The sequence below is a fragment of the Streptomyces sp. NBC_00425 genome (assembly GCF_036030735.1).
In the GTDB taxonomy this organism is placed as follows: domain Bacteria; phylum Actinomycetota; class Actinomycetes; order Streptomycetales; family Streptomycetaceae; genus Streptomyces.
In genome coordinates this window covers 665,255-691,779 of the sequence record NZ_CP107928.1, presented here as the reverse complement: position 1 = coordinate 691,779, position 26,525 = coordinate 665,255, and the positions used below count along the sequence as shown (strand labels likewise).

The 26,525-nt window shown below is 69.3% G+C and carries 25 protein-coding genes and 6 pseudogenes; 11 read left to right on the top strand and 20 right to left on the bottom strand.

What is annotated here, in order from left to right; genetic code table 11:
• The first annotated feature begins 86 nt into the window (after positions 1-86).
• The 3 genes and pseudogenes from OHS82_RS03120 to OHS82_RS03110 form a co-directional block, all read left to right on the top strand.
• On the top strand, positions 87-530 hold the full coding sequence (locus OHS82_RS03120; RefSeq protein ID WP_242432992.1) for a hypothetical protein: 444 nt from the start codon (positions 87-89) through the stop codon (positions 528-530).
• 17 nt (positions 531-547) lie between these two features.
• Positions 548-1,110: pseudogene (locus OHS82_RS03115) on the top strand (IS701 family transposase); the annotation flags it as partial.
• A pseudogene (locus OHS82_RS03110) lies at positions 1,089-2,022 on the top strand (IS256 family transposase); the annotation flags it as partial. The pseudogenes OHS82_RS03115 and OHS82_RS03110, both read left to right, overlap by 22 nt.
• Positions 2,023-2,037: 15 nt before the next feature.
• Here OHS82_RS03110 and OHS82_RS03105 read toward each other — a convergent pair.
• A complete protein-coding gene (locus tag OHS82_RS03105) occupies positions 2,038-2,481 on the bottom strand; it encodes a YybH family protein (RefSeq protein ID WP_057574935.1) in 444 nt (147 codons plus the stop codon).
• A 412-nt stretch (positions 2,482-2,893) separates the two neighbouring features.
• Between OHS82_RS03105 and OHS82_RS03100 the strand changes: the two genes are divergently transcribed.
• A complete protein-coding gene (locus OHS82_RS03100) occupies positions 2,894-3,016 on the top strand; it encodes a hypothetical protein (protein WP_328433209.1) in 123 nt (40 codons plus the stop codon).
• Between the two features lie 80 nt (positions 3,017-3,096).
• Here the strand turns inward: OHS82_RS03100 and OHS82_RS03095 are convergent, their stop codons facing one another.
• From OHS82_RS03095 to OHS82_RS03055, 9 genes and pseudogenes are all read right to left on the bottom strand, one after another.
• Positions 3,097-3,501: a hypothetical protein gene (locus OHS82_RS03095; RefSeq protein ID WP_057574936.1), complete on the bottom strand. Its 405-nt coding sequence runs from the start codon at positions 3,499-3,501 to the stop codon at positions 3,097-3,099.
• A gap of 381 nt (positions 3,502-3,882) precedes the next feature.
• Positions 3,883-4,122: a hypothetical protein gene (locus OHS82_RS03090; RefSeq protein ID WP_079040948.1), complete on the bottom strand. Its 240-nt coding sequence runs from the start codon at positions 4,120-4,122 to the stop codon at positions 3,883-3,885.
• A gap of 126 nt (positions 4,123-4,248) precedes the next feature.
• Positions 4,249-4,851 carry a dihydrofolate reductase family protein gene (locus OHS82_RS03085; protein ID WP_057574938.1) on the bottom strand — a complete coding sequence of 201 codons (603 nt, stop codon included), beginning with the start codon at positions 4,849-4,851 and terminating at the stop codon, positions 4,249-4,251.
• Positions 4,848-5,711 (bottom strand): metalloregulator ArsR/SmtB family transcription factor, encoded by an 864-nt coding sequence (locus OHS82_RS03080; RefSeq protein ID WP_057574939.1) that lies wholly within the window; start codon positions 5,709-5,711, stop codon positions 4,848-4,850. The genes OHS82_RS03085 and OHS82_RS03080 overlap by 4 nt, the downstream gene beginning before the upstream one ends.
• A gap of 964 nt (positions 5,712-6,675) precedes the next feature.
• Positions 6,676-7,614, bottom strand: a complete 939-nt coding sequence (locus OHS82_RS03075; RefSeq protein WP_057574940.1) for an extracellular catalytic domain type 1 short-chain-length polyhydroxyalkanoate depolymerase — start codon at positions 7,612-7,614, stop codon at positions 6,676-6,678.
• 279 nt (positions 7,615-7,893) lie between these two features.
• On the bottom strand, positions 7,894-8,820 hold the full coding sequence (locus OHS82_RS03070) for an alpha/beta hydrolase family esterase (protein ID WP_057574941.1): 927 nt from the start codon (positions 8,818-8,820) through the stop codon (positions 7,894-7,896).
• A gap of 64 nt (positions 8,821-8,884) precedes the next feature.
• Positions 8,885-9,835, bottom strand: a pseudogene (locus tag OHS82_RS03065) (arabinofuranosidase catalytic domain-containing protein); the annotation flags it as partial.
• Positions 9,836-10,508: 673 nt separating this feature from the next.
• Positions 10,509-10,895 (bottom strand): fic family toxin-antitoxin system, toxin component, encoded by a 387-nt coding sequence (locus OHS82_RS03060; RefSeq protein WP_328433208.1) that lies wholly within the window; start codon positions 10,893-10,895, stop codon positions 10,509-10,511.
• Positions 10,892-11,188, bottom strand: a complete 297-nt coding sequence (locus OHS82_RS03055; RefSeq protein ID WP_242432954.1) for a type II toxin -antitoxin system TacA 1-like antitoxin — start codon at positions 11,186-11,188, stop codon at positions 10,892-10,894. The genes OHS82_RS03060 and OHS82_RS03055 overlap by 4 nt, the downstream gene beginning before the upstream one ends.
• 254 nt (positions 11,189-11,442) lie before the next feature.
• On the opposite strand from OHS82_RS03055, the gene OHS82_RS03050 reads away from it, so the two are divergent.
• Both OHS82_RS03050 and OHS82_RS03045 read left to right on the top strand, forming a co-directional pair.
• A complete protein-coding gene (locus tag OHS82_RS03050) occupies positions 11,443-11,646 on the top strand; it encodes a hypothetical protein (RefSeq protein ID WP_328433207.1) in 204 nt (67 codons plus the stop codon).
• Between the two features lie 84 nt (positions 11,647-11,730).
• The gene (locus tag OHS82_RS03045; protein ID WP_328433206.1) at positions 11,731-12,306 is read left to right on the top strand and encodes a DinB family protein; all 576 of its coding nucleotides are present in this window, start codon (positions 11,731-11,733) and stop codon (positions 12,304-12,306) included.
• A 389-nt stretch (positions 12,307-12,695) separates the two neighbouring features.
• Here OHS82_RS03045 and OHS82_RS03040 read toward each other — a convergent pair whose 3' ends face one another.
• Complete coding sequence (locus tag OHS82_RS03040; protein ID WP_328433205.1) at positions 12,696-13,970, bottom strand: ArgE/DapE family deacylase; 1,275 nt, start codon at positions 13,968-13,970, stop codon at positions 12,696-12,698.
• Positions 13,971-14,139: 169 nt separating this feature from the next.
• Here OHS82_RS03040 and OHS82_RS03035 point away from each other — a divergent pair, with 169 nt between their 5' ends.
• Both OHS82_RS03035 and OHS82_RS03030 read left to right on the top strand, forming a co-directional pair.
• Positions 14,140-14,577, top strand: coding sequence for an Lrp/AsnC family transcriptional regulator (locus OHS82_RS03035; RefSeq protein ID WP_328436017.1), 438 nt, complete (start codon positions 14,140-14,142; stop codon positions 14,575-14,577).
• A 12-nt stretch (positions 14,578-14,589) separates the two neighbouring features.
• A pseudogene (locus tag OHS82_RS03030) lies at positions 14,590-14,706 on the top strand (NUDIX hydrolase); the annotation flags it as partial.
• A 97-nt stretch (positions 14,707-14,803) separates the two neighbouring features.
• Here OHS82_RS03030 and OHS82_RS03025 read toward each other — a convergent pair.
• Positions 14,804-16,009 (bottom strand): alpha/beta hydrolase, encoded by a 1,206-nt coding sequence (locus tag OHS82_RS03025; protein WP_057574946.1) that lies wholly within the window; start codon positions 16,007-16,009, stop codon positions 14,804-14,806.
• A gap of 281 nt (positions 16,010-16,290) precedes the next feature.
• Between OHS82_RS03025 and OHS82_RS03020 the strand changes: the two are divergent.
• Positions 16,291-16,682, top strand: a pseudogene (locus OHS82_RS03020) (class III lanthionine synthetase LanKC N-terminal domain-containing protein); the annotation flags it as partial.
• Positions 16,683-16,784: 102 nt separating this feature from the next.
• Positions 16,785-17,480 (top strand): carbohydrate ABC transporter permease, encoded by a 696-nt coding sequence (locus tag OHS82_RS03015; protein ID WP_328436182.1) that lies wholly within the window; start codon positions 16,785-16,787, stop codon positions 17,478-17,480.
• A gap of 95 nt (positions 17,481-17,575) precedes the next feature.
• On the opposite strand, the gene OHS82_RS03010 is transcribed toward OHS82_RS03015, so the two are convergent.
• The 4 genes and pseudogenes from OHS82_RS03010 to OHS82_RS02995 all read right to left on the bottom strand — a co-directional run.
• The gene (locus OHS82_RS03010) at positions 17,576-18,400 is read right to left on the bottom strand and encodes a maleylpyruvate isomerase family mycothiol-dependent enzyme (RefSeq protein ID WP_057574947.1); all 825 of its coding nucleotides are present in this window, start codon (positions 18,398-18,400) and stop codon (positions 17,576-17,578) included.
• 186 nt (positions 18,401-18,586) lie between these two features.
• Positions 18,587-18,970: a response regulator gene (locus OHS82_RS03005; protein ID WP_328433204.1), complete on the bottom strand. Its 384-nt coding sequence runs from the start codon at positions 18,968-18,970 to the stop codon at positions 18,587-18,589.
• Positions 18,971-19,297: 327 nt separating this feature from the next.
• Complete coding sequence (locus OHS82_RS03000) at positions 19,298-19,789, bottom strand: ABC transporter permease (protein ID WP_328433203.1); 492 nt, start codon at positions 19,787-19,789, stop codon at positions 19,298-19,300.
• Between the two features lie 259 nt (positions 19,790-20,048).
• Positions 20,049-20,288 (bottom strand): annotated as a pseudogene (locus tag OHS82_RS02995) (FtsX-like permease family protein); the annotation flags it as partial.
• Positions 20,289-20,674: 386 nt separating this feature from the next.
• Between OHS82_RS02995 and OHS82_RS02985 the strand changes: the two are divergent.
• Positions 20,675-21,031, top strand: coding sequence for a hypothetical protein (locus OHS82_RS02985; RefSeq protein ID WP_328433202.1), 357 nt, complete (start codon positions 20,675-20,677; stop codon positions 21,029-21,031).
• Positions 21,032-21,134: 103 nt separating this feature from the next.
• Here the strand turns inward: OHS82_RS02985 and metG are convergent, their stop codons facing one another.
• The 4 genes from metG to OHS82_RS02965 all read right to left on the bottom strand — a co-directional run bounded on the left by metG (position 21,135) and on the right by OHS82_RS02965 (position 26,423).
• Positions 21,135-22,664: a methionine--tRNA ligase gene (gene metG, locus OHS82_RS02980; protein WP_328433201.1), complete on the bottom strand. Its 1,530-nt coding sequence runs from the start codon at positions 22,662-22,664 to the stop codon at positions 21,135-21,137.
• Positions 22,665-23,275: 611 nt separating this feature from the next.
• A complete protein-coding gene (locus OHS82_RS02975) occupies positions 23,276-23,461 on the bottom strand; it encodes a hypothetical protein (RefSeq protein WP_328433200.1) in 186 nt (61 codons plus the stop codon).
• 91 nt (positions 23,462-23,552) lie between these two features.
• Positions 23,553-25,070, bottom strand: a complete 1,518-nt coding sequence (locus OHS82_RS02970; protein WP_328433199.1) for an NlpC/P60 family protein — start codon at positions 25,068-25,070, stop codon at positions 23,553-23,555.
• Between the two features lie 570 nt (positions 25,071-25,640).
• Positions 25,641-26,423, bottom strand: coding sequence for a sulfite exporter TauE/SafE family protein (locus OHS82_RS02965; RefSeq protein ID WP_057574948.1), 783 nt, complete (start codon positions 26,421-26,423; stop codon positions 25,641-25,643).
• Positions 26,424-26,525: the final 102 nt, after the last annotated feature.

Genomic DNA, 26,525 nt, shown 5'->3' with positions numbered 1-26,525 from the left:
ACCCAGGCAAGTACGCACTTGTCGAACGGGAAAGGCGGTTCCTGCTGGCCGAGCCACCACCACCCTCGGCCGTGACCGTCAGTCGCGTGATCAGCGACCGGTATGTGACAGGAACGCGGTTGCGGCTGCGTCGGGCCGACTTCTCGGATGGCCGTTGTGAGCTCAAGCTGACCCAGAAAGTCCCGGTCGCTCAGCCTGGTGCCGTCCAGGGCCTGATCACGAATACCTACTTGTCACCAGCCGAGTACGACGTGATCGCCTCACTGTCGGCCGCCCTGCTGTCGAAGACTCGTTTCAGCGTTCCGCCCTTGGGCGTCGACGTCTTCGACGGCCACTTGCAGGGCCTGGTACTCGCAGAAGCCGAGTTCACCACAGATGACGAGGCCCAGTCCTTTGTTCCCCCGGCCGGGTGCGTCGCGGAGGTCACCGACGACACCCGCTTCACGGGAGGACGCCTCGTCCAGGCATCCCGTCACGAGCTGCTCGGGTGGCTAGCCGAATACGGACTCCACCCGGAAGCCGCCCAGTAGGACTCCGTTAGGTCTGTCAGAACCTGCAGCAGTTCGTGAACCAGTCGACCTGGGATCCGGTGCCGGTGCGGCGGCGGATCGCGCAGCGGATGGTGCCGAGAATCGGCCCGGATGCGTGGGCGGTCGATGATGTGTCGTTCCCCAAGGACGGGAAGATGTCGGTGGCGGTCGCGCACCAGTACTGCGGTGCTTTGGGCAAGCAGGCCAACTGCCAGGTCGCGGTGAGCGTGCATGCGGTCTCCGACACCGCCTCCTGTCCGCTGCAGTGGCGGCTGTTCGTGCCCGAGGAGTGGGCGCACGATGCCGTGCGGCGGCAGAAGACCGGGATACCGGAAGGGGTCGAGCACCGGGAGAGCGCCTGGCCCTGGACACCTTCGACGAGCTGGCCGGGTGGGGTCTGGTGCCGCCGGTGGTGGTGGCCGACGCCGGCTACGGGCAGAACGCCGACTTCCGCGACGGCCTGCACGGCCGGGGCATCGGCCATGTCGTGGCGGTCCGTTCGGATGTGACTGTTCACCCGCACGATGCGCGGCCCACCGCCCCGGCCTGGTCCGGGAACGGCCGCCGAAGATCAGCGAGGTCCTGCCCCTGCTCTACCTCCACGGACTGTCCTCCGGGGACTTCGTGCCCGCGTGGAGCAGTTCCTGGGCTGCTCGGCCGGCCTCTCGCCGGCGACGGTGACCCGGCTGACGAAGCAGCGGACCGACGACCACACCGCCTTCCAGGCCCGCGACCTGCAGGATTCCGACTACGTCTACGTGTGGGCCGACGGCGTCCACCCCAAGGTCCGCCTCGGCCAGGCCCACTCCTGCGTCCTGGTCCTCATGGGGGTGCGCCCCGACGGTCGCAAGGAAGTTATCGCGTTGGCCGAGGGGCTGCGTGAATCGACCGAGTCGTGGGCGGATCTGCTGCGTGACGGCCGCCGACGCGGCGTGCGCGATCCCGAACTCGTGGTCGGTGACGGCGCGATGGGCCTGTGGAGGGATTTTGTAGAGGTGTTTCCGCAGGCCAGGCACCACAGGTGCTGGGTTCACAAGGTCCGCAATGTCATGAACGCGCTACCGCAGTGGGCTCAGCCCGGCGTGAAGAAGGCCCTTCAGGAAATCTACAACGCCGAGGACCGCGACCACGCCGAGAAGGCGATCAAGGACTTCGAGCGCGCCTACGGAGCGAAGTGGCCGAAAGCGACCAACAAGGTCACCGACGAGGCCGACGAGCTCCTCGCGTTCTACGACTTCCCCGCCGAGCACCGGGTGCACCTGCGCACGACAAATCCATCGAGAGCACTTTCAGCACCGTAAAGTTGAGGACCAAGGTCACCCGCGGGGCAGGCAGCCCGGCCGCGGCCCTGGCGATGGTGTTCAAGCTCGTCGAGTCCGCCCAGGCCCGCTGGCGCGCGATCAACGCACCCCACCTTGTCGCCCTCCTCCGCAGCGGTGCCCGGTTCGAGAAGGGCGTCCTCGTCGAGCACGGGGAGGCGAACGCGGCATGACCGGTCTGGAGACTTCTACCGTTCACCAGCGGGGAGCTCCGTTGTCCGCCACCCGGGAGACCCAGCTGTCCCTTGACAGTTGAGGACGGCGAACCGCCACGACCCGTCGGCCGACTGGCGGGCAACGGCCGTCGTCGTTCCGGTCGGCGAGATCCGGGTGCCGTCCGGCGACGTCGCCTCGAGGTTCCAATCGACGATGATCAGGGCCGTGTCGCCCCCGATCTGGGTGAACCTGGGCTTGTTGGTCAGACGCACCTGAGCCGCGATCGAGTTGACCGTCTCAGCGCGCAGCGCCTCCCGGTCGGTGAGGACTTCGCCGGTGAAGGTGCGCATCGTCGCGTCCTGGTGGAACAGCGCGAGGACGGCGTCGGCGTCCCCGGCGTTGAGCGCGTCCGCGTACGCGAACGGGAGGCGGGCCGGGTCGACGATCCGGGAGTCGACGGTTTCCTGGCTGTTCATGGCTGACTCACTCCTCGTGTGGGTTCGATCCGGACTCCCCGGAGCCGGCGCGACCACCTCCCAGCCAGCCGGGTAGACCGGGCGCACCGGCACGACCCAATCGCCGACCGAGGCCGCCAGCGCTCCGGCCCGAGGTACCTCGAACCGGACAATATCGCGCGCTCCGGATCCAACCATCGCCACCCCCTGCCCTCGCCTCCGCAGGACGCCGCTGCGGCGCCAGGCCCGAACCACATCAGGAGATCCTGCATCTGTCCGACCGGCCAGCCCGGCGATCTATGACTGAATCAATCCACAGGTATTGACAATTGCTCACCGACCTCCTGTCGTGGGCGTCCGAACAGTTGCTCAGGCACGGGGACGGGCGGCGCGACCTGCCCTGCTCGCCGCACCGGACGTTCAGGCCGACGCCGTGCACGGGACGCGCAAGAGGCTCGCCGAACTGCTGGACGCCCCGATGCTGCTCGCCCGCTACCGGGCCGCGATGGACGGACAGGGCTCGCCATGTATGAGGGCTGTACAGGGAGTCTCCTGAACCACCCGGGGCAGGTCCCGATCCCTGCATGGGCGGGTTTTCGGGGCGATCCTTTCGCTGAGTGCGGGAGGCCGTCCGGATCAGCCGGCGCTGCTGCTTCTACGGTCGAGCATGATGAAGATCAGAAACCCTGCGGCGAAGAGAATGACACCACAGACCAGAAAAGGGATCGGGGTGTACTCGTCAGTGCATGTCTGGCCGCCGGACGTTGCATGGCACACGGTCCCCGGACCGCTTCGGTTCAGGTAGGCGAGGTAGAAAAGCGGCAGGGCCAGGCCGGTCAACGATCCGGCGATCGCGTTCCTTGGGCCCTTCCGCAGCAGGAAACCCGCAGCCACGGCGGCCAGAAGAAGCAGGACGAGGCCTACCGTCAAAATGGCGGCCAGGCCGACGGCTACACACGCTCCCAGCACAAGCCAGCCCAGGAACCAGCCCCAGTTCACGACGCGACCACGTTTCCCTCGGATCGCGTCACGGTTCACCATGTTCCCGCCCCCCGAACGGCGATATTGACGTCGTACGTCAGTGCGTCGCTTATAAGCATCGCAGACTGCTCCGGGCAGCGGCCTGGTGGCAGTGAAATGGGTGGTGACGCCCGTACTTCCCGTCCAGCGCCGGCAGAGGGTGGCTGTGCTGTCGGCTGCTTGCACCGGCGGCCACTCAGCGCCCGGGACCAGAATGTACAGCTCGACGCTGGTCCAGCTCGACGTCGGTCTCGCTGCTACAGGGGTCGGGAGGGCTCTGGAACGCATCCTTGAGCCCTCCCGTCCGCGCGATCTTGCCGCCGCACAGGTTCGGCTTGTTGGCGGACGATGCACATGCGGTGAGGCAGAGGCGGGACCGGCATCGGTGATCCCGGGGCTGTGTCAGCAGGTGTGGATATCCTGGCCGTTCTCGTCGTGGGCGACGTCGTTGCCCTGGCCGCTGAGGTAGTAGGCGGAGACGAAGTCCCGGCCGCCGGTGTCCATATCGGTGTACAGCCACCAGTGGTTGTACGCGCCGCCCGAACCCACCTGACTGCCCCACTCGCGGCAGAACACGTAGTTGCGCCCGGCGTACAGTTTGCCGCCGTGATCGCGTCCGGTGGTTGTGGCGAAGGTGTTCATCCAGAGCTTGTCGGAGCGCGTGACTGCCCGGGAGCGAGACCTGCCGCTGAGCCACGTCATCCTTCGGCCCGACCAACACGCCACACTGGAACGGGCAACGAGCCGGGCTGGCGACGCCTTTAAGGGTCAGAGGTGCCGGTCGTAGACCAGGGCCATCTCGCCGAGGTTGCCCGTCTCCTGGTGGGTGAGCTTCCATTTCGAGGCGGGGAGGCCGTCGTCGAACAGGCGCAGGCCGCCGCCGGCGATCTCGGGGATGACGATGAGGTACAGCCGGTCGATCATGTCGGCCGACAGCAGCGCTTTGGTGAGGCTCGGGCTGGTGTTGACGAGGATGTCGCCCTCGCCGTCGGCTTTGAGGTCGGCGACGACGTCGGTGACGGGGCCGTTGGCGATGCGGGCGTGCTCCCACGGCGCTTGGGTCAGGGTGGTCGACAGGACGACCTTTTCGGTGTCGACCAGCCATTTGGCGTATGCGCGGTCGCGGGGGTCGGCGTTGTCGTCGGCGGCGACGGAGGGCCAGAACGCTAGGAATCCTTCGGCGAGGACCCGGCCGAGGAGCGCGGTGGTGGCGTTCTCGCGCATGCGGGTCATCTGGTCGCGGGAGACGTCGGAGGTGGCGTAGGCGGCGAACGCGGCGAAGTCGGCGGGGCCGCCGGCGCCGTGGTAGCGGCCGTCGAGGCTGATGACCAGATTGGCGGTCACCTTGCGTCCGGTGGTCTGCTCGGTCATGTCGTGCTCCTTGTGTCAGGGTCGTGTTCGGTGAGATCGGTGGTGTGAGGACCGGCTGCCACGAGCGCGGCGAGCCGGTCGAGGGACTGGCCGAAGCCGATTTCGATGCCGGCGACGAAGTCCGCGGACTCGACGGTGGTGTCGGCGATCCGGTAGTGGACCTCGAGGTCGGTGCCGGTGGCGGTGGGCCGGAGGTCGAAGACGAGGTGGCCGGTGAAGGCGGGGCCGCCGTCGGGCAGGAAGGGGGAGAGCCGGTAGGCCAGGCGTTCGGCTGGCCGGACCTCCTCGACGGCGCCCCCGGCGCGTCCGACGACCCCGGCGGAGTCGTCGGCGTCCTCGTCCTCCCGGTACTCCAGGACGATCCGGCCGCCCGGCCGGGCCTCGAAGACGAGTTCCGAGACGCGCAGGCCGTCCGGCGCCCACCACTGAGCGGTCAATGAGTCCTCGGTCAGGTGCCGCCAGACCGTATCGGGTCGCGCGGCCAGTGACCGCTGGAAGTCGAACGAACGGCCGTCGGCCCAGCCGGGCTCCTGCGCTGCGGATCGTTCGGCGTCCAGGTCGAGTCCGTAGCGGTTGTAGGTCTCGCGCATGCCGGCCTCGTCGGCGGCGTCGGCAAGCCGGTTGAGCGCCGTGGCGAGGTCTCGCAGAGGGCCGGGCTGGAGAGCGTAGACGCGACGCTGGCCGGCGCGCTGGGAGGTGACGACACCGGCACGCTCGAGGGCCTGCAGGTGCTTGGTCGTCTGCGGCTGGCGCGCCCCGGCGAGCTGGGCGAGGACCCCGACCGAGCGTGGCCGCTCGGCCAGCAGTGCCACGAACCGCCAGCGGGCCGGGTCGGCCAATGCGGAGAGAAGTGCGTCCATGGGAAGAAGTATTCTCTACTTAGAATATTCGTGTCAAGGAATATTTGCTGATCGTGAGCCCACCCGCTCACTGCACGACCAGCTCCCGGCACCGGTACAGTCGGCGCGCTGAATGAGCAGAGGAGCCTCGGTGCGCACAAGAGACAGCAACGCATATGGCCACTGCCGGCGGGCGCTGGCGTCGCGGCGACGCAGGTAGGCGTGCCGGGCCCGGGTCTGCACGGTGTGGTTGAGGTGATCGGTCCGGCGGCCCGACAAGCTCTCGCCCGCGGCGGCGATTCTCCGACCGGCGTGCCTGATGTTCGATCAGACGACCAGGGGGGCCGCGCCGATCGCGAGATCCGGCAACAGGAACCCCGCGCCCCCTGTCTGACGCCGGGCCGGGCCGGGTGGAGAGCAGCAGGATGAGGGTGCTGCTGTGCAAAGGCCCGAGGGCGACGACCGTACTGATCGCCATCAGATCGATGACCATCGGATCAGCCGCGTCCGGCGTCTGGGCGTGGGGGCCGTCAGCCGTCGGGGGAGGGGCGGACCGGCAGGCAGGGTGAGGCGGTGCTGCGGTGTCACACGTCGACTCTGTCGGCGCCGAACCGCCTGGTCGAGCGAGCCCCGCTCCCCGGTACCGGATGGCGGGCTCGGGTGAGCGAGGGTCCCCTCTCGCCGGGCGTCCGGTCCGCACCCCTGCTGATGTGCTCGGCACAGGGAAGCAGTCGTTCGCGATTCCCTGGCCGAGCACGGTCCAGCTGAACGTCCTCCTAGGAGCCGACGGTCCAGACGGCTTCTCCCAGCATGAGTGCACCGGCGTGACGGACCCTGTCCTCCAGGAGAGCAAGGCGGGAGGACGCGACACGGTGGGCCGATACGCCATGTGCAGCATCGGCCACGGACAGCGTGGAGATCGCCGGAGGGCGTCCTTCACCGGCAGGCGTGCGGGTGGCGGCGCCCCGTGTCCGCGCGATGCCGGTCAGATCAGGCCCATGAACTGCAGCGCCATCGGTACCATGCCGCTCTGCGGCAGGCTGTGGCCCACGCCTTGGACGCTGATCGCTTCGAACGGTGCGGTGGTGCCGGTGCCGCCGTACCGGGTTCGGGTCCAGGTCGACTTGGGGTGATCGGTGAGGACGGGCGTCTGGTTCACGCCGAGAACGTTGGTCCACTGCTTGATCGCTTCACCGAAGTTGACGTAGCTCAGTGTGGTGTCCTGCGTGCCGTGCCACACCTGCATGCGCGGGCGGGGCCCGGCGTACCCCGGATAGGCGGCGCGCACGAGGTTGCCCCACTGCTGGGGCGTCTTGGTGATTCTCCCGCCGGAGCAGTCGCTGTTCCACTCCGAGCCGTTCGTGGTGGCGAAGCAGCCGAAGGGCACGCCGGACAGTGCCGAGCCGGCCTTGAACACGTCGGGGTAGTCGCCGAGCAGCACGTTCGTCATCATCGCTCCGGAGGAGAAGCCGGTGGCGTAGACCCGGTTGGGGTCGGCGCCCCTGCGCTGTTCCTCCCACCGCACCATCGACACGATGCCCGCCGGGTCGCTGCTGCCGTTGTGGGTCAGGGCACGCGGTGACGACACGTCGAAGCACTTGCTGCTGCGGGTGACCGACGGGTACACGACGATGAACCCGTGCTGGTTGGCCAGCGAGGCGAACTCGCTGCCCGAGTACATGGCCGGTCCGGAGCCGCCGCAGTAGTGGTTGGCGACCAGGACAGCCGGGTGCGCGCCGACGTTCGGCGGCACGTATTCGTACATCTTCAGGTTGGACGGGTTGTATCCAAAACCGGTGACTTCGGTCAGTGTCGCCGCGGCTGGCGTCGCCGCCGCGGCCGGCGCAGGTGCTGTCAGCGCGCCTGCTGCGACCGTCAGGCACATGGCGACGAGCCCGGTCAGCGCCGGAAGTAACCTCTTCATGGGGCGTGTCTCCGTTTCTGTCGAGTTGTCCGCGCCGGGCCGCGCGACCCGGCGGCACTGTGTCCACCGGGGCGGGGCTGGTGGCCCGGCCCCTGGAGTTCTCGGTTGCGTGTCTGGACGGACGTGTGCCTTGCCCTTGTGCTGGATGTGCACGCTCACGCCAACGTCCCGGGAACTCTGCAGCGCGTGCTGCACGGGACGTGGCCGTGACTGCCTGCACATCAGTGAGCCCCGTCGGCGTTGGGTTGTGGTTGTTTCACCCGACGGGGGAGGGGGGCTTCAGAACTGTGTGAAGAACTTCCAGACCTCGCCCGGCACCCAGGTTCGGGAGCCGCTGTCACCGGCGGCGCCGTCCTGTGGTGCGGCGATGTGGCCCTCGTCGAACGCGGCCCATTCCACGGGGTGTCCGGCGGAGCATCCGGCGTAGGTGGTGATGCGGTGGGTCCGGCTGCCCTGGGCGGGCTCGGGCGGGTTCTGGGCGGCGCAGCCGTTGTTGCGGACGAACCGGTCGCGCAGGCCGCGTCCGCCGGAGACGCCCAGGACGTTGTCGCGGATACCGTGGATGCCGAGGTAGGCGATGGGCTGGGAGCCGCCGCTGCAGCCGCTGAGCTGCCCACCGGACTGGACCGCGACCGCGCGGAAGACCGTCGCCCGCGCACACGCGAGCGCGTGGGTCATGGCGGCGCCGTAACTGAATCCGACGGAGAAGAGCCGGGTGGTGTCGATGCACAGCGCGCCCTCGATCTGGGCGATCATGCTGTCGGTGAAGGTCAGGTCTTCGCCGCCGGAGTTGGCCCAGCCGTTGTTGAGGCCCTGGGGTGCGACGAAGACGGCGCTGTTGTTCGACAGCCGCTGAAGTCCGTAATAGGCCCAGGTGCCGTTCTCCACCGTGCGGCCCGTGGCCACGTCGGTGGCGGTGCCGCCCAGCCAGTGGAAGCCGAAGACCAGCCGGTAGGCGTGATTCTTGTCGTAGTTGTCCGGGACTTTCAGGATGTAGCTGCGGGTCTTGCCATTGACCTGAAGCGTGTGGGTTCCGCTCGTCAGCCCGGGGGTCTTGCCGCACCCGGCGGTCGCGGCGGCGGAGCGGGTGGCCGTGAGGGCCGTGTGCTGTCCGTCGACACCGTCGCGCAATGCCGTACCGCCGACGGCCATGGCCAGCGCGAGAAGGGCCGCGGCCACGGCGGGCCATAACTTGGGTTTGGGCATCATCGGCTCCTAGGGGGGGTCCGTCCAACCGGGTTGTGCGCAAAAGGGGTTGCCGCAGGCGGTTTCAGCGGTAGCCGGCGGCGGCGATGTTGGCCTGCACGGCGTTCTCGGTGGCGTCGGAGGGGTAGCCGGAGGTGATGGCTCCCTCGTAGAACGTCCCGGCGCTGAGATTGGTGTTGCCGACGCAACAGTCCCCGCCGCTGCCGAGGATGATCGCGCCCTGCTTCTTCATGGGGCTGTATCCGCGGGGAAGCGAGCCGTCGTACAGCGTGGTCAGGCTGCCCGACTGGGCGTTGCCGCCCTTGATCGCGAACCGGGACGTGCCGTTGTTCTTCAGCGTCGCGGTGACGAACTTGACGGGAAACGCACGCTGGTTGGGGTTCCAGGACGTGCTGCCGCCGGGGAACAGCCCGTACTCCAGGTCTGCCTGTACCCAGGGCCCGGATCCGGAACAGCCTCCGAACCAACAAGATCTGCTGAAGTTGATCGCGTCCATCGCGCCTGGGCCGTCGGCCTTGCGCGTGGTCTCGCTGTTGCCGTAGTCGAAGCAGCAGCCGCTGTTGACATGCGTGCCGCTGGTGACCATGTACATCCCCTCGGGGGCGCTGCCCGTGGGCACCCCCGTCTGGCGGCCGTCACGCCAGTAGCTGTTCCTCGGGTCGATGTAGAGGGAGTACGCCTTGCCGCCACCGACCGTCAGCGACTCGCTGGTTGCTTTGGCCGCCGTGTCGGACCCGCCGACGCCGCCGGGCCCCTGGTAGCCCAGGTTGTTGCCGTGACCCGACTGGTCGTACACCCAGGTGATGACGCAACTCGTGCCCGCGCAGAAGGAGTCCTGGACCGCGGCGTTCGCCACACCGCCGCCAGCCACGACCCCGATGTTTCTGGTCGCGTTGTCCGAGGAGCGCCTGACCTGGTAGAGCGGGCCGTTGTACGACGCGTACAGACCACGCACGGTGCTGTGCGCCGCGACGCACGGTGTCCCGCCGGCAGCGTAGAGGTCACAGGGACCTGCGGCGGCTGCCGACGCCGAGCCCGGCGAGATCAGGGCGGCCAACAGCGTGACCAGGAGGGTCGCCACGCACGCGGCTGCCTTGGCCGCCGAAGGACGTGCGCTGCGTGCGCGACTCGGTGGGGGGATGAAGGAGAAGGGCAGGACAGAGCGTTCGGGCGCTGGGGGCATGCCGGACTCCAAGGTGGGGTGAGCGGCTTTGCTTCAACACCGAGGTCAGCTGGTCCGTATTCACGGCGAAGAGCAAGGGCCGTACCTGAAGGGACGGTTCTGGTGCAGCGGGGAGCTGTCGCGCTTGCGTCGCCGTACGGGAGCCGGAGTGGTCAGCACCGGGCCCCTGCCTAATTGTCCGAAAAATCGAACAACACTCGGTGTTTCGGACTCTTTGGATGATAGACATCCCATCGCGGTCGTCAATGCCTGTCGCTTGATTCCGTGAAAGCACAGGGACCGACATCAGCCACGGTGGTGATACGTCCTCCTGGCCCTGTCCGGCACCCGTCTCGCCGGAGCGTGAGACATGTGATGACTCGCTATCTGCCGCGACCACGCCCGTCCCGGCGCATCCCCGGACGCGCTCAGCTTCCGGTCACTCGCTGCAGAAGCCACCGAAGTGCGACGGCGCGTCGATCGAGGCCTCTCGAAGAGCCGGCAGCAGGACCGCCTGCCCCGGGAGTCAGGCGGCAGTCCAGTCGCGAAGCTGCCGGGCGATCCGGGCGACGCCGAGCGCTCCCACCGCCGTGTCGCGCACCAGTGCAACGGCTGCCTTGGGTGGATAGTCGAGGGCGTGTGCGTTGAGGGCCATGTAGGCCTCGGTCGCGTGCCAGGCGAAGGCCTCGTTCGAGTGTTCCAGGCACGGCAGCTTCACCAGGGTGTGCAGCAGGGCGGCGGCCTTGAGGTACAGCGATCCGTAGATGTGCCGCTCCATCGCCCGGGCGTTGACCCGGGCGACGGCCGCGTACAGCGGCCCGTAGTCGTCGACCTGCGGATCACCGTCGAGCAGCTCGGCGGCGTGCAGCAGAAACGTGACATCGAGGGGGTGGAGAGGTTCATGCTCGCTCACGCGGCGTGGCCCCGCTCCTGCTGCTCAAGCTCCCGCAGCGCCTCCTGCTCGATCACCCGCTGCTCCGCGCTGACGTCGATGCCGCTGGGCTCGGCTGCGAAGGTCGCGCCGCTGCGGGCCATGGACGCCTTGAAGCCCTCCAGGAACCGCTGCTCCACCGCGGTCGCCCGGTCGTAGGCGGCCGAGACGATGTATTCCTGCATGCTGACCCCCGCCTGCTTGGCGGCTGCCGCGATGGCCGCCCGCTGCGCGGGATCGGGGAAGCGTAGATTCATCGCTTTGGGATCCGACATGGTACCCACGGTACCAGCGGTACCATGCGCCCGTCGTTCACTGGGAAATCCCGTCCTGATGGACGCACGAATCCTGGCCGTGACAGGCGACGCGTCCGTGCACGGATCTCGGGACAGCCGTAGGTCTGCACGAGTTCGTCGGCGAGGGCGGCGGTGGCTTGCAGGAGACCCTGCTCTCCGTCGGCGACAGTCCGTTGCCGTGGGCGGGGCTCTGAGCGCCGCACTCGACGGCTTTGCCGGAGGCGGAGCGGACCATGTGCATGAACACGGGCCACAGTGCGGCGTCCCTGCCCGCCTGCTCGAAGAAGGCCGTCCGTCGTTCCTGCTCCGCCCGCTGGTCCCGCGCCTGCTCCTCAGCGGCCGGCCGGCGGTCCGCGACGGCCGGTCTGCGCTGTTCGTCGGCAGCGGCCCGCTGCTCCCGCGGCCCCTCGGCGTTGTTCGGCGGCGGCCGCCTGTAGGGCAGGACGCGGTCGGTCGGCCGCCGGCCGACTCAGATGCGATATTCAGTGGCGGACGGAGTCGATGCGCACCACGATGCGCCCATGGAGCCAGGAGAGCGCGACAACGAGGCAGTGGTGACTCGGTGGGCCCCCTCCACCATCTATCCCGACATGTGGGTCGACCCGGACGACGACCCGCGCGAGACCGAAGTCGAGACGGTCGACGAACGCGGCACGCTGCTGGACAGTCTGCGCCACTTCCGCCTCACCATCGAGATGAAGTGTGCTGACTTGGACGCCGACCAGATGGCCCGGCGCTCCGTACCGCCGTCCACGATGTCACTGCTCGGGCTGGTGCGGCACATGGCCGAGGACGAACGGCACTTTCGCCGGTTGGCCGGCGAGGACTCGCCCAGGATCTACCGCACCGCCGAAGACCGTGACGGCGACTGGAACGGCGCGATCGCCGACCCGACGGTCGTGGCGGACGCGTGGCGCCAGTGGCGGGCCGAAATGGAACTGACCGACCGTTTCCTCGCTGGATTCGCCGACCTCGGCACGCTGGCCGGGGAGGCTCCGCTTCGCGAAATCCTGGTGATGCAGATCGCCGAGTACGCGAGGCACTGCGGCCACGCCGATCTCCTGCGCGAGCGGATCGACGGCCGAGTAGGTCAATGATCAGACCCCGGGGCACGGATCCAGGCAGTGAGAGAAGCCAGCCGGTCTTGGCGGGTTCCCCGGGCCGGACCTCTGTGCTGATGGGGCGGTAAGAACCGGGGCCGCTCGTGATTACCGTCCCGTTGAACGTGAGTGTCCTCCGCCCGGCAGACAGCCGCATCGTCGCAGCCGATGTGCGCGCACGCTGCGGTGACCGCCGCCGCAACGCCCGGGGCGCGTTCGTCGCCGGCGCCTGGGTGGCTGGGGCAGTCGGCCGGCCAACCACGAACACCACACCGGAGATCCAGGACAAGTGGGGCGCGTCACCGGCTGGTGACCGGCATGGGCTCCGGCGCAGCCGCCCGCTCAGTGGATGCGGGCGGCACCGGAGTGCGAGTCGCTGGTGGCTGCTACTTGGTGCCGACCATGCGCAGTGCGGCGAGTACCAGCGTTCGAGTGACGGTGACGACCTCGCTGACGTGAACGCTCTCCCGCGGACCGTGGGCCAGGGTGACGTCGCCGGGGCCGTACTGCAGTGTGGGGATGCCTGCCCCGGAGTACAGACGCAGGTCACTGCCGTACGGGGCGCCTCGCTCAGCAGGCCGGGGGCCGCCGGTGACATCGGTGTGGGCGTCGGCGACCAGCGAGGCCAGCGGGTGTCCGGCCGGGAGCCGTCCGCTGGCGAACTGGCCGCCGGGCCACGTCACCGTGGCGGGACGGGAGCGCAGCCAGGGGTCGGCTGCGCACGCTTCGGCCACGCAGGCCTCCAGTTCGTTGCGGGCCCGCGCCGGGTCCTCACCGAGCCGGACGCCCAGTCTTCCTTCGGCCACCAGCAGATCGGGCACGCTGCTGGCCCAGTCGCCGGCCCGCACGGCGCCGACGGACAGCGGGTAGGGGATGGGGTAGTCGGACATGAGGGGATCGGCGCCTGTGTTGCGGCGGGCTTCCAGGCGGGCGAGTGCGCGGTGGATGGGCAAGTACGCGTCGATGGCGCTCACTCCGGCGTACCTGGTGCTGCCGTGGGTGGCCTGGCCGGGCACGTCGATGCGAAAGGTCAGGGCGCCCGCGTTCGCGGTCATGAGGGCGCCGCTGGTCGGTTCCGTGATGATGCAGGCGTCACCGGTGTAGCCGCGTAGGAGGGTGCCGAACGCCCCGAGTCCTCCGTCCTCTTCGCTGACGACGAAGTGCGCGGACACCTGGCCGCGCAGCCTTGCGCCAGCGGCCCGTATCGCGGCGAGTGCGGCGACTATCGCCACCACGCCGGCTTTCATGTCGCATGCTCCCCGGGCGTGCACCACGTCCCCGGTGACCCGCGGCTGGAACGGGTCACCCCGCCATTGCGCCAGGTCCCCGGGAGGGACGACGTCGACATGCCCCTGGAGGACGAGGCTCGGCCCGTCGCCGACCTGCGGCGTGCCTCCCACCAGGCCCCACGCCTCCGTGCGGGGAGCCTCACAGCCCGGAAATCGTGGATGCTCGCGCAGCTCGGGCAGGTTCATGGACCACAGGTCGACCGCGAGATCCATACGTTCCAGGCGCTGGGCCAGAACGTGCTGAAGCTCGGACTCCGCGGCGCTCCCCGTCACGCTGGGCACAGCGAGAAGTTCCAGCAGCAAGTGGGCGATGGCCGCCTCATCCACCGCGGCCAGTGCCGTGGCTTCCACATCGCTCAGGTGTGCCGTCATCTCCGCACCGCTCCCGTCTCGTGACATCAGGACAGCGGGAGACTATGTTCGGCAGCCGGTGCAAACAATCGCCATTTACTTCGCTCTACCACCGTTTTCTTGCAAGATGAGCGGGGCTGTGGCGAATTCTTGCGCCGTGGTCGCCCACTCCGAGGCCGGGAGGGAAGGCATGGACGTCATCGACCAAGCGATCGTCCGCTGCGTGCTGCGCGACGCCCGCGCCACATACGCCGAGATCGGAAAGGCTGCCGGGTTGTCCGCGCCGGCAGCCAAGCGGCGCCTCGACCGACTGGTGGCCACGGGTGCGATCCGCGGTTTCACCGCTCTCGTCGATCCCCAGGCGCTGGCCTGGCACACCGAGGCTTTCGTCGAGGTCTACTGCACCGGTAACCCCACCCCCGCCGAACTGCGCCGTGCTCTGGAGGACATTCCCGAGGTCGTCGAAGCCTGTACCGTCTCCGGAGCCGCCGACGCGGTCGTCCACATGCTCGCAAGAGACATCACCCACCTGGAGCAGGCCATCCAGCGCGTGCGGGCCACCGCTCCTGTCGAGCGGACCGAGAGCGCCATCGTGCTCTCCCGGCTGCTGAACCGCCCTCGCCTGTGATCGACACGCGGTTACCGTCCGATTCCCGATGTCGCCTGCCTGCGCCGGTCATCGCTGGTCGACATCGGCCTTGTCCCGGCTCGGACGCTTCCGGTGACCTGTCACGTCGCTGCCGTCCCGGTCGGCGGTCCGGCGATCTTCGGTCCTGGCCGCCGGCGCCGGGCCGCACTCACACTCCGCGGCCCGGCCCCGGCTCGTCCCTGCGTGGCGCCGTGGCCCGAGGGCTTCATTCCACTTCGCTCACCACGCCGTCCGCGTCCATGAACCAGCTTCCGCTCTCGACGCCGTACACCTTCTTGTCGTCGAGCCATTTCCAGGACATCTGCTGCAGCGTCTGGTTGGGCCGGCGTTCCCAGACCGGCTGGTGGTCCCAGCCCTCGACCCGGATCATCAGTTTGTCGGCGCCCGGAATCGCCCGGTAGAGGTCCGGAACGGAGAAGTGCAGCACCGGTCCCAACTCGACAGCCGTATTGGCCGTGGTGTCCTGGTCTCCGTAGACGATGCACACCGGCACAGCGGTGCCGAGCGTGGAGCCGTACGGCACGGTGCTCGTGTTCCAGCCCCACCAGTAGGAGTTGCGCCACCGCATGACGCCTTCAGGCGCCCCTGCGGTGGTGCCGCCCCACTTCTGGCCGAGGCTGTCGCAGTCCATGATGGTCTGCCACACGTGGCCGGCGAGGTCCTTGTCACTGACGGTGGCCTGCAGGGTCCCCTTGCTGGTCAGGTTCATCGGAAAGCCGAAGACCGCGGGCGGCTTTGACTCGGGCTGCGTCGGCAGTCCCGTCCCGGGAGGCGGGGCGAAGGGTGCCTCCGGGTGTGTCGACCAGCGGCCGGCCGGGGGAAAGATGGGCGCGAGAAGGAACATGCCCGCCACGTCCCCGGGATGCTGCAGCGCGTACGGGCCCATGACGAACGAGGCCGCGGACCAGCCGATGAAGGAGACCTTCGCGTTGTTGCACCGGGCCCTGATGAACTTGACGACGGTGGCCAGTTCGTCCCATTCGCTCTGGGAGTTGCCCAGTTGGTGCGGGTAGGGCGCCGTCGGGGAGCAGGTCCCGGTGCCGGGATTGGTTTCCAGCAGCCCCCGTTGCGCGGGGTTTGCGTTGCACGGGTCCTCCATCTTCGGGCGGGGCGAGAGCCCGGAGCCCTGGAGGTCCATGATGTATACGTCGTAGCCCTTGCCCGCCAGGAACTGCGCCCAGCTGTAGCTGGTGTCCGGGTTGGGGGAACTGCCTTTGGGAGGGAGCACGAGGTCGAAGCCGGGAAGGGCCGGAACGCTCCTGCCGTGGAGCATGAGGACCGGCTTGGGCGTGCCGGTGGCCCCGGTGGCCTTCTTGTACTCCCGAACGAAGAGTTCGATCTCCTCGCCGGAGTTCGCCGGGACGGTCGATTTGTGCTTCACCTTGTGGTCGACGAGAGTCAGTTGTGGCATGGTCGCCTCCGATGACCGTTCGCCCTGAGGAACGGTTGTTCCCAGGAGGGCTCAGCATCTCCGCCGGCTCCGAGCCGTACGGGGAGCCGGGGCGGCGGGGCGCACGGATGATGACTGATCGGGTGGGCGGCGCTCCTCCGATCGGCGGGGCGCACCCGGGGGAGCGCACCGGGCACCGCGCTGCAGGTCCGAAAACCGGTCCGGCAACTGAGCGGTGCGGGCTGTCGGCGACGTGTGAAACGTGAACAAATTCCGAACCCAGGCGCCGCTCTGATCGCCTATTCGTTCCCAGCGATCTGCGCTGGCGGAACGGCCTGCTCCACGTCCGGTACGGCGCCCTCGCCGACCGCTACCGCGTGTCGGCCTACGGGGTGGTGGAGCAGGCCGTGGCGGACCCCTCGGGGCGGCTGGCGCCCGACGTGCGCAGCCCCACCTTCAAGGGGCCGGAGTGGGTCGACCTGCCGGGCTTCCTCGAACCGCACCTCGCCGCGAGCCATCGGACCACCGTCACCGACCTGCCGTACCGGATCGACCGGGCACTGCACTTCTCCAACGGCGGCGGACTGTACGCCCGGTGGACCGGCGGACGCAGGACCGGGTGGGGCTCAAGGAAGCCCGGCCCCACGCGGGACTCACCCCGGACGGCGCGGACGCCGTCACCCGGCCGTCCCGATCCACCCGGCCGTCCCGATCGGCGCGGCCGTCCCGATCCACCCGGCCGTCCCGATCGGCGCGGCCGGCGCCGAAGAACCGCGACCGGATCCACGGACTGGCGATGTCCGGCCCCGCCCTCGCCGGACTCATCGCCTTCGCCGGCATCCCCTACGGCTACGCCGTGGTGCTCTCCTTCCACAACGTGCGCCTCGGCTCCCCGCTGGAGCCCACCTGCTTCGGCCTGGAGCAGTACCGGCGGCTGTTCACCGACCCCGACCTGGCCGGCCCGTTCCTCCGGGCCCTGCTCGACAACCTGACCTTCGCCGTGGTCGTCGCCCCCTTCCAGACGGCTCTGGCACTCGGGCTGGCGATCTTGCTGAACCGCAAGCTCAAGGCCATCGGTCTGTTCCGGTCGCTGTTCTTCATGCCGGCTCGGAAGTCACGCGATGATCAATTAGCCACGACCTGGGATCACAAACAGGAAGTCAATTGTGTTTTCGCCATGAGCGATGTCTGCCAGGGGATACCGGGAGCCGATGGCCAGGACGTCCTCAGGAGGCGGGCATGCAGGTCGGGAAGTCTCACGCTCCCGCTGGCTCTGGCCGGTGCGCTGTCGCCGTCCCGGAGGCCGGGCGGGAGGTGCATCGGCCAAAGCCCGTGGCTCCGCGAACCGGTCCTTCCGCACAGCGCAGACCGTGGTCGACACCAGGGATCGCCAGGTGGGCCATGGGATGGCCAGGTGGGCCACGCAGGCGCGGACAGGGCTGCCCGTCTGGCTTCAGGAGCTGATCACGATGATGCCGCCTTCTTTCCGTGATCATCAGATGAGCGCCCTGCGGTGATGTCGGCGAGGGCGTTCGGCCCGCCGCCATGACGGCTCTCAGTGCCGGGCTTCAGCAGGGAGCGCCATGGTCAGGGTGCGACGAACAGAGTGGGGAAGCGGGGGGCCAGCCAGGGTTTGCGGCCCCAGGCGAGCACAGCTCCGCGTGCCATGGCCTGCCACGGGCCCAGACGTCCCAGCGCGATGAGGAGGAAGGCGACCGGCTCGGTGAGGATGGTGCACTCCGAACGCTCCGGCGGGTCAGGAAGCACCTCGACCGCGCCGTCGGTGAACGTGACGCCGAATGCCGTGCCTCCCCGGACGCGCACGGTGTAACGGGCCGTCAGAGCGGAGGCGGTGGCGACGCGCGGCATCGCCGTCTTCAGGAACGGCAGGCACAACCCGACCCGCCTCTCGTTGATCATGTGCGGCCGACGCAGCCCGCGGGCGAGATCGTAACCGTGGCCCAGCATGTGGGTCAGCAGGTACGAGGCGAGAACGTCGTGGTCCATGGGACCGAGCGGGGTCGCGAGCGTCCGGCCCGCGGTCCCGTCCGTCACGGCGCGGTCCATCGCGTCCAGGAACGCTTCGGCCTGCTCCACGATCATCGCGGCCAGCGGTTCTGCCGTGCGCTCCGGGAACTCGACGAGGCTCTGTGCATTGGCCGCCGCGAGACTCTGCGGCGTGCCGTCTCCGTAGAGGCGTTCCTGGCCGGACGCGAGATCGGCCATCAGGCCGTTGGCCAGTGCCAGGTGGGCCGCCGTCTCACCGACGGTCCACTCCAACCCCGGTACGGGACCGGTCATGTCCGTCGCGCCGTCCAGGAGCGCGGCGATGGCACTCGCGGTCTCCCGTATCGCCCGACCGAGTCCTTCCGGCAGGGAGTCTCTGGTCCTTGCCTGTGTTCCCCGGTCCACGCCGCTCGTTTCTCCCCGTGTCTGCGTGATCACGCCCCTGTAGCGCCGTACAAAACCAGACCCACCGGTCCGGGGCAAGAGGCGTGGGCGCCCGCATGCAGTGCGCCTCGAAACCGAGACCATCAGGAGATCGTGCACACCGACCTGGCGCCTGCGCCGAATGGCCTGGAGCCGCAGCACCTTCACCTACGCCGCCACCGGCCGGCGCTCGGGAACAGGCCGACCAGAGGACACCACCGCCCGCGATGCGAACGAGGGTCGGGTACCTGCCGGAGGTGGGCGCGCAGTGGCCGGTGTCGTGCTGGAAGCCGCTGGCTCCGGCGCGGAGCGCGCGTAGGCGTACTCGTCGCGGTCGCGAGCGGTGAGGACAAGCCCGCGGGTGTCGGGCAGTGCGGTGCGCAATCGCGCGGTGGCCGAGATGCCGTCCAGGTGCGGCAGTCGCGTCTTCATGAGGACGAGGTCCGGGCGCAGCGTGGATGCCTGGGCCACGGCCGTCTCGCCGTCCCCGGCCTCGCCGACGACCGTGAGGTCCGCCTGGCTGTCCACCACCGTGCGCAGTCCGAGCCGCATCAACTCCTGGACGTCACAGATGAGTACGGCCCGATATCGCTCAGTACGCAGCAGCCTGAAGACCTGGTGAGGTGCTCGGCCGGTAGTTCGTGAGGTGTTCGGGGACCGAGCGTGGTCGGCGAGGCCGCGCAGGTGTGGGCGGGCGCCTCCGGATCTCCGTCGTCGTCGCCGAACGGCGCCCACGCATGAGCCGAACGACGCCCCCGCATGAAGCGCGTGCCGGAATCAGACCCGGCAGCACAAGGCGGCCGGCCGCCGCACGTCAGGCATGCGGTGGACGGCCGTCCCTCGAAAGTGCCCCAGAGACGCACGGACTCAGGCCAAGGGTCATGGCCACGTCTGACGCTCAGCGTGGCCGGTCGGAACTTCTCCGCGGCCCTGGGCGGTCGCGCTCCTCATTCCCCGGCATTCCCCGGCGAGCAGGTGGACCGGTGCGATGCGGTGCAGCGTCCGGACACTGAGTGCGAGGACCCCGCAGACGAGGCAGACACCCGCCAGTGTGGACAGCAGTGCTGCCGCGGTCATCGTCAGGAACCTTCCTTCCCAGAGCCCTCGGCCCACCGCGAGGACCGTGGCCAGTCCCGCGACGGCGCCCGTGAGCCCGCCCAGGAGGGCGAGCCCGGCCCCTTCGTACAGGGCGAGGCGACCGAGTTCGCGTCTCGACCAGCCGGAAGCGCTCAGCACGGCGAGATCTGCGGCCCGTTCGCGCAGGGAGAGGACCAGCATGTCCACTGCGCCGGCGGCGCCGAGCAACAGGGTCAGGGCCACGCTGAGGTGGTCGGCCGTACGAGCCTGCGCGACGACCGCGTTGCCGAGCAACGAGCCCGCGATCTCGCCCTGGAAGGCGAGCGTCAGGGTGATCAGAACGGTGAACGCGGCGACGCCGAGCGCGAGTCCGGCCGCGCCCAGTACGGTCCGACCGGGGACGCGCAGCAGGTTGTTCAGCGCGAGGCCGGCGATGGAACGGGGCGGTGGCCGCGCGGCGGGCGCCGGTGGCCGGGGGAGTGACGGCGTCCAGCGGCTGGACGCGCGTGGCCCGCCAGGCGGGCACCGAGCCGGCGCTCAGCGCGAGCAGCAGAGCGATGGGGAGGACGAGAGCCGCCTTGGCCGCCGAGAAGGGCAGTCCGCCCAGGGCTCCCAGACCGTGGGCGAGGAGGGCGCCGAGTGTGCCCGCGCCGAGTCCGATCACCGCCGGCTCATCGAGGATGAGCCGGAGAATCTCCGGAGCGCTCCAGCCGACACAGCGCAGGGTTCTGAGCTCGGTGCGCCGGGAGCGTACGGAGGCCAGGGCGGCCTGTCCGACGAACAGTGCGCACATCACCAGGACCAGGGCGAGCAGGACGGCGCTCTTGCTGTCCACCGCCTTGAGGATTCGCAGGGCGACTCCCTTGGCGGCCCAGTACTCGGTGACCTTGACGTTCTGCGGCAGCGCGACCGTCTGCGGCGCCGGGGAACTGCCCACGGTCACGTCGACCTGGAGCTCGGGGCAGGCGGCGCGGATCTGTCCGGCGACGGAGTCGACGCGGGCGCGGGAGGCGGGGTGCCTCAGGCAGTGCAGGTCGAGATCCTCGTCGAGGTCGGCGTCCCGGCGGGCAGCGACGAATGCCTCGTTGATCGACCGCGGGGACAGCCGGCCGACCCGCTCGGTGAGCCACAGAGCGGGGTGCCGCCCGCGGGGCCTACTTCACCTTCGACAAGAACCTTGTGCTCCTGCCGCCGACGCCGGCTCGTCTCATCGAACAGCAGATCACCACAGGCCGGTCGCGCGCCGCCCTGGGGCCGCTTGCCACCAGCGAGCATCCCGAGCTCCTGCTGCTCGCCCAGCCCGCCAGCCGCCCACGCAGCCCAGAGGCGCTGTCGGGACAACTCATGAGGCGCGGCCTGCCCACCATCGCCGCCCGCAACACGGCCTTGTTCGGCATGGCCGGGGAACTACCGCCGATCATCATCAGTGACCTCTTCGGCGTCCACCGGAACACCGCGACCCGGTGGGCGGCGCTCGCTCAGGACAGCTGGGCCGGCTACCTCGCGGTCCTGAACAGCGAAGCTGCTGGCAGGTAAGAATAACGAAGCTGATCTCGGAACTGCCCCGGGCCCTGGGCGCCCCTCCCGAAGCTGCACGAAGACCGAGAGGAAGGCGACCAGGTTCATGTAGCACCGGAGGTCAGGCTGGCTGCGCGTCCTCGTGAAGGCGAGGGAACAGCGGCTGTGCTGCGGGCAGAAGCCCCTCGACGGGTGTCAACTGTCCGGTGATCCGCGTGGCGGCATCTGGGATGAACGGGAGTAGTTCATCGGCCAGCACGCGGCACGCTGTGACCAGCGTGACGAGGACGGTGTCGAGTTGCTTCGCCGCTTCACCGTTGCCCCTCCGCTCTTCCCGAGCCAGCTCCCAAGGGCGGGTCGCGTCAATACATCGATTGGCCTCCTCCACGATCTCCCATACAGCGTGGATGGCACGCCGGAAGTCGAAGTCGGCCAAAGCGGCGTCGACCAGGCCAGGCGCCTCCCGGCAAACGTCCGCCACCGCCAGCTCCCCGGGATTTGCCGGCGCAGAGGCAGGGACAATTCCGCCGCGAAAGCGGTGAACCATGGTCACGATGCGGTGGACGAGGTTGCCCAGCCCTCCGGCGAAATCCGCATCCGCGCGGGTGGTCAGGCGGTCGGGCGTGAAGTCCGAATCCCCGACCCGGGGCACATCGCGCAGGAGCCACCAGCGCAACGCATCGGTGCCATATGTTGCGGCCAGCGCGGCCGGGTCGACGGTGGTTCCGGCGGACTTGCTGATCTTGCGGCCGTCGACGGTGAGGTAGTCGTGGACCAGGATGTCGGTGGGCAGCGGGAGCCCGGCCGACAGCAGCATGGCAGGCCAGTACACGGCGTGGAAGCGCACCACTCCCTTGCCGACCAGGTGGACGCGGCGCTCGCTGGTTTCCCACCACTGCTCGTAGGTGCTGTCACCGGTGCCGTATCCGAGGCTGGTGACGTAGTTGCCGAGGGCGTCCCACCACACATAGACGACCTGGCTCGGGTCGTCCGGCACGGGGATGCCCCAGCCGCGGGCGCGGCTGTGGGAGCGGGAGACGGAGAAGTCGTGCAGGCCACGTTCGATGAGGGCGAGGACCTCGTTGCGGCGGGCGGCGGGCTCGATGCGCAGGTCGCCGCTCGAGATCAGTTGATGGAGGCGGTCGGCGTAGCGGGACAGCCTGAAGAACCAGTTCTCTTCCGCGACGAGCTGCGGTTCGGTGCCGTGCTCGCCGCACCGTCCTTCGACCAGTTCATCGGGGGTGTAGAACTGCTCGCAACCGACGCAGTACAGGCCTTCGTACTCTTTGCGATAGAGGTCGCCTGAGGCGGCGCACTGTCGCCACAGTCGTTCGACTCCGACGCGGTGACGTGGGTCGCTGCTGGTGCGGATGAAGTCGTCGAATGAGAGTGCCAGTGGGCCACGCAAGGCAGCGAAGGCGTCGGCGTTGCGGTCGACGAACGACTGCACGTCGACGCAGGCCGCTTCGGCGGCCAGGACGTTCTTCAGAGAGTTGTCGTCGGTTCCGCTGAGCAGCCGGACCTGCTCGCCCCGTTGGCGGTGGTGACGGGCCAACGTGTCGGCTTGGACGAGCTCCAGGGCGAAGCCCAGGTGCGGGCGGGCGTTGACGTACGGAATGGTCGTGGTGATGTAGCGGCGTCGTGCGGTCATCGGTCCTCCTACCGGGTAGCGAGGCCTGGTCGCACAACAATCGAGGCCCCGTCCCGGGGCCTCGGATTCGGTACGCGTCCGTTCTCAGCAGCCCCGTCGACGGGGCATCATCCAGTGCTGAGGCGAAAGCGTGATCATGCATGCGAGCGTAGCAACAGAGCGTCGTCGCAGCACGCTGTTTCCGCCCCGTCATGGCAGCCGCACCCACCGGGGCATCCGGGGCAGCGCTGGGCGAGTCAGGCATCACCCGGTACCCCAAGCACGCCGAATTGCGCAGGGTTAGAACACCGCCTCTTCACCAGTAACGCCATGAACGCGACGAGCAGTCTCAGGACCGGACCGTGCGTGAAGCGGGGGGCTGACGATCGCCGGCCCGCCGCTCCCGCGGCTGGCGATCCGTCCGCTTGCTGCGCGCAGAGGGAGAACCGCATCGTTTCTTTCGACCGGGTGACGAACGGGTCGGCGCCCAGGGCATCGGCGCAGTCGGGAGCGTGCGTTTCGTGATCACGTGAGCTGAAGGAAGCACGAGCGCAGCAGGGTGCCGGGCCGTCAGCGCGTGCAGGTGGGCAGGCGTGCAGGCGGGCAGGCCGACCGCCAAGAGGCGGCGGACTTCACCTGGTCGAGGCGCGACGGAGCTTGCCGGCCGGGTAGCAGTCGTCGCCGGCATGGACCTGTACGGGCGGTCGGCCGGTTCCGATGCCGAGCTCGACCGTCCACTCCGCCGGCCGCGCCCGGCGCTGATGGTCCTGCGCGATCTCCCGCCTGCCGCCGCCGCACACCCGGTCGCGTGCGGGCAAGAACCGGATGGAGCCTGGACGCGATGGCGAGCACGGCGGCGCCGACCGCCCCGGGAAGAGGGTGGCCGACGCCGCGGGTGGTGGTGCGGGATCAGCAGGCGGGTACGCCGGCCAGCCAGGCGTCGCCCTGCAGGTAGATGTTGCTGATCCAGCCGCCGTACTGGGGCAGGTAGGACCAGGCGTCGTTGGTGTAGCCCTCCGCGGACACCGTCTGCGCGTGTTTCTGGCAGCTGATGGCGACGGCGGTGGGCCCGCTCAGCCGGGTGGCCAGCCCGCTGGAGGTGGAGGGATCGACACGCAGGGCCACGTCGGTTCCCCAGGTCTGGCCGGGCCGGGTGCCGGCGGGCGTCGGTGTGCCCTTGCCGTCGCAGGCGGGGATCCCGGCGATCCAGGCGTCGCCCTGGAGGAAGATGTTGCTGATCCAGCCGCCGTACTGGGGCAGGTAGGACCAGGCGTCGTTGGTGTAGCCCTCCGCGGACACCGTCTGCGCGTGCTTCTGACAGCTGAGCTGCACCGCGGTCGGCCCCGCAAGCCGCGTCAGCACGGTCGAGGTCGAGTCGGTGTACGGCGTGGAGCGGACGGCCACGTCCGTACCCCAGGTCCGGTTGGGGCCGCCCGCCGTGTTGGGCGCGCTGGAGCCGCCGCCGATGCTGGAGTCGGCCTGCCCGGTGCCGCACTGTGGGACGTCACTGAACCAGGCTGGACCCTGAAGATAGATGTTGCTGATCCAGCCGCCCAGGTCGGGCAGGTACGACCAGGCGTCATTGGTGTAGCCCTCGTCGGTGACGGACTCACCGTGCTGCTGGCACCTCACGTACACCATGGTCGGGGACGGCAAGTTCGTCTGGACGGTCGCGGAACGGTTCGGGTGCTGGCGGACGTTGACGTCGGTCGCCCACATACGCTCGGGGATGCCGTTGCCTCCGCCTCCGCCTCCGCCGCCGGGTGTGAGGACGTACGCGAACGGGTTGCCGGGGTCGATGGCGGGGTTCGCCGAGTAGCTGCCGGGCTGCTCCAGGGCACCCTGGTTGCCTACCCGGACGGCGCCGACCAGACGGCCGTTGGTGGTACGGGAGGCGAGCGTGGTCACCCGGGCCACCTCACCGGACTGCCATTCCTCCACGACCTTGCCGTTGCCCAGGTAGAGCATCACGTGCGAGATCTTGTCGACGCTGCCGTTCTCGGAGGTGAACACCAGGTCACCGGCGAGCAGATAGCCCTCGATCCCGGAGCCGCCGTTGTGCGCCGGATAGACCTGGAACGCGTTGGAACTGCGGTACTGCTCCAGCGCGGTACCGGGCAGAATGTCGCGGTTCATCGCCCGGTACCAGGCCCACCGCACGAAACCCGAGCAGTCCAGCCCCTTGATCCAGGGGTCCCGCCACGAGTGCTGGACATCGCTCCAGTCGACGGAACCGTAGGTGGGCCCGACGTACGTCGTGTTGTGACCGCCACCCCAGGTGTACGGCGTCTTGGCCCGCCAGGCGGCGCACGCGTACGCCACGGCGGTCTGTGCCTGCCGGCTGGCCGGCCCGGCGATCTGGCAGTAGTCCAGCGGTTGGGCGTCGTCCGCCCGGGCCACAGTCGGTACCACAAGGACGGCCATCATCGTTGCCAGGGCAACGGTCAGGGTCCGCCAAAGGCGTCTCACCCACATCGGGCTGTTCCCTTACTCTGCTTGATCCGTCACGACGTCCGATTGTCCGTCTGCGGGTCAGCCTTGCCCGGGGGAGGTGCCAAGTCGAGAAGCTGTCGGTTGCCTCACCGAAGAGGCAACGGGGAAACCGGCGGGAAACCCCGCGACTGCCGGCGCAGGAGTTGACTCGGAACGTCCGAAGGACCAGCACCGGTCTCGGGGGTGCCGGCAGGGGGATCAGTCAGCGGCCGGAAGGAGGGTGAAGTCCGCCCAGCCGAGCGACCACACGCGTGACGAGCACAGCTCGCCGCCGACGGGTCGGGCAAATTGCGCAGAGCGTTGCCTCGGTGCCCGGCGGCGCGTGCCGAGTTGTGGCAACTGGCCCGCGCCGGGAGCGGCGCGGGCCGCATGAAGAACGCCGACTGCCCAGGAGCACAGGACCACGTCGCTTGCGGTAGGTGTCGCGCCGGGGGCTGCGCCGTCTTCCTGGTCACACGGCATCGATCCAAAGGGCGTCCGTCGGATGCAACTTTCCCTGAACGGTCAGCGAAGGGTCTGGACTGCGTAGAGCGCGCCGATTCCGGTGGCGAGGGTTCCGAGCAGGAGCCGGAGAGCCGTCTCGGGCAGGTGCGGCTGGAGGCGTGCGCCGAGGTAGCCGCCGAGGAGACCGCCGGTGCCGCAGGAAAGTCCCAGCAGCCAGTTGGGGGCGACGTCGCCGGTGGTGGCGAGGGAGAGCAGCGCGTAGGTGGCCGCGCCGACGATGGAGGTGACGAAGGTGGAGGCCAGGGCGGCGGGTGCGACGGTGGCGACCGCTGCGCCGCGGCCGACGAGGATCGGGCCGAGCAGCGAGCCGCCGCCGATTCCATAGATGCCGCCGGCCACGCCGACGGCCAGGGCCAGCGACGTCGTCGCGTGCGGCGAAGGCTGGTGGCGAGTGTGGGGTGGGGCCGGGCGTACGGTCCGCAGCCACAGCCACAGCCCGAGCGGCAGGAGCAGCGCCGCTATGAGGAGGCGGAAGATTCGCGGGCCGGGAACTGCGTAGACGCGGATCACGGCGCCGATGACGACTCCGGGAACGGTGCCGGTGATCAAGAGCCGGGTCAGCGGTCCGCCGAGCTGTCCGGCCCGCCAGTAGCGCAGGAGGGCGCCGGGGCCGGCCACGACGTTGTAGAGCAGGTTCGTGGGGGTCACAGCCGGGCTGGGCACGCCCAGCACACTGACCTGGACGGGCAGCAGAAAGACCGCTCCGGAGACGCCCACAGGCGCGGTGATGACGGATATCAGGAGCCCGGCGGCGAACCCGCGCAACCCCGTCGGCCACTCCACGACGTCCCCCTCGGCACTGTCCGACCGGCACCTGGAACAGGCTTCGGATCAGGTGCCTCCCGTTCTCGCGAACATCGGCCCCGCCCCGATCCAACCGCCTCC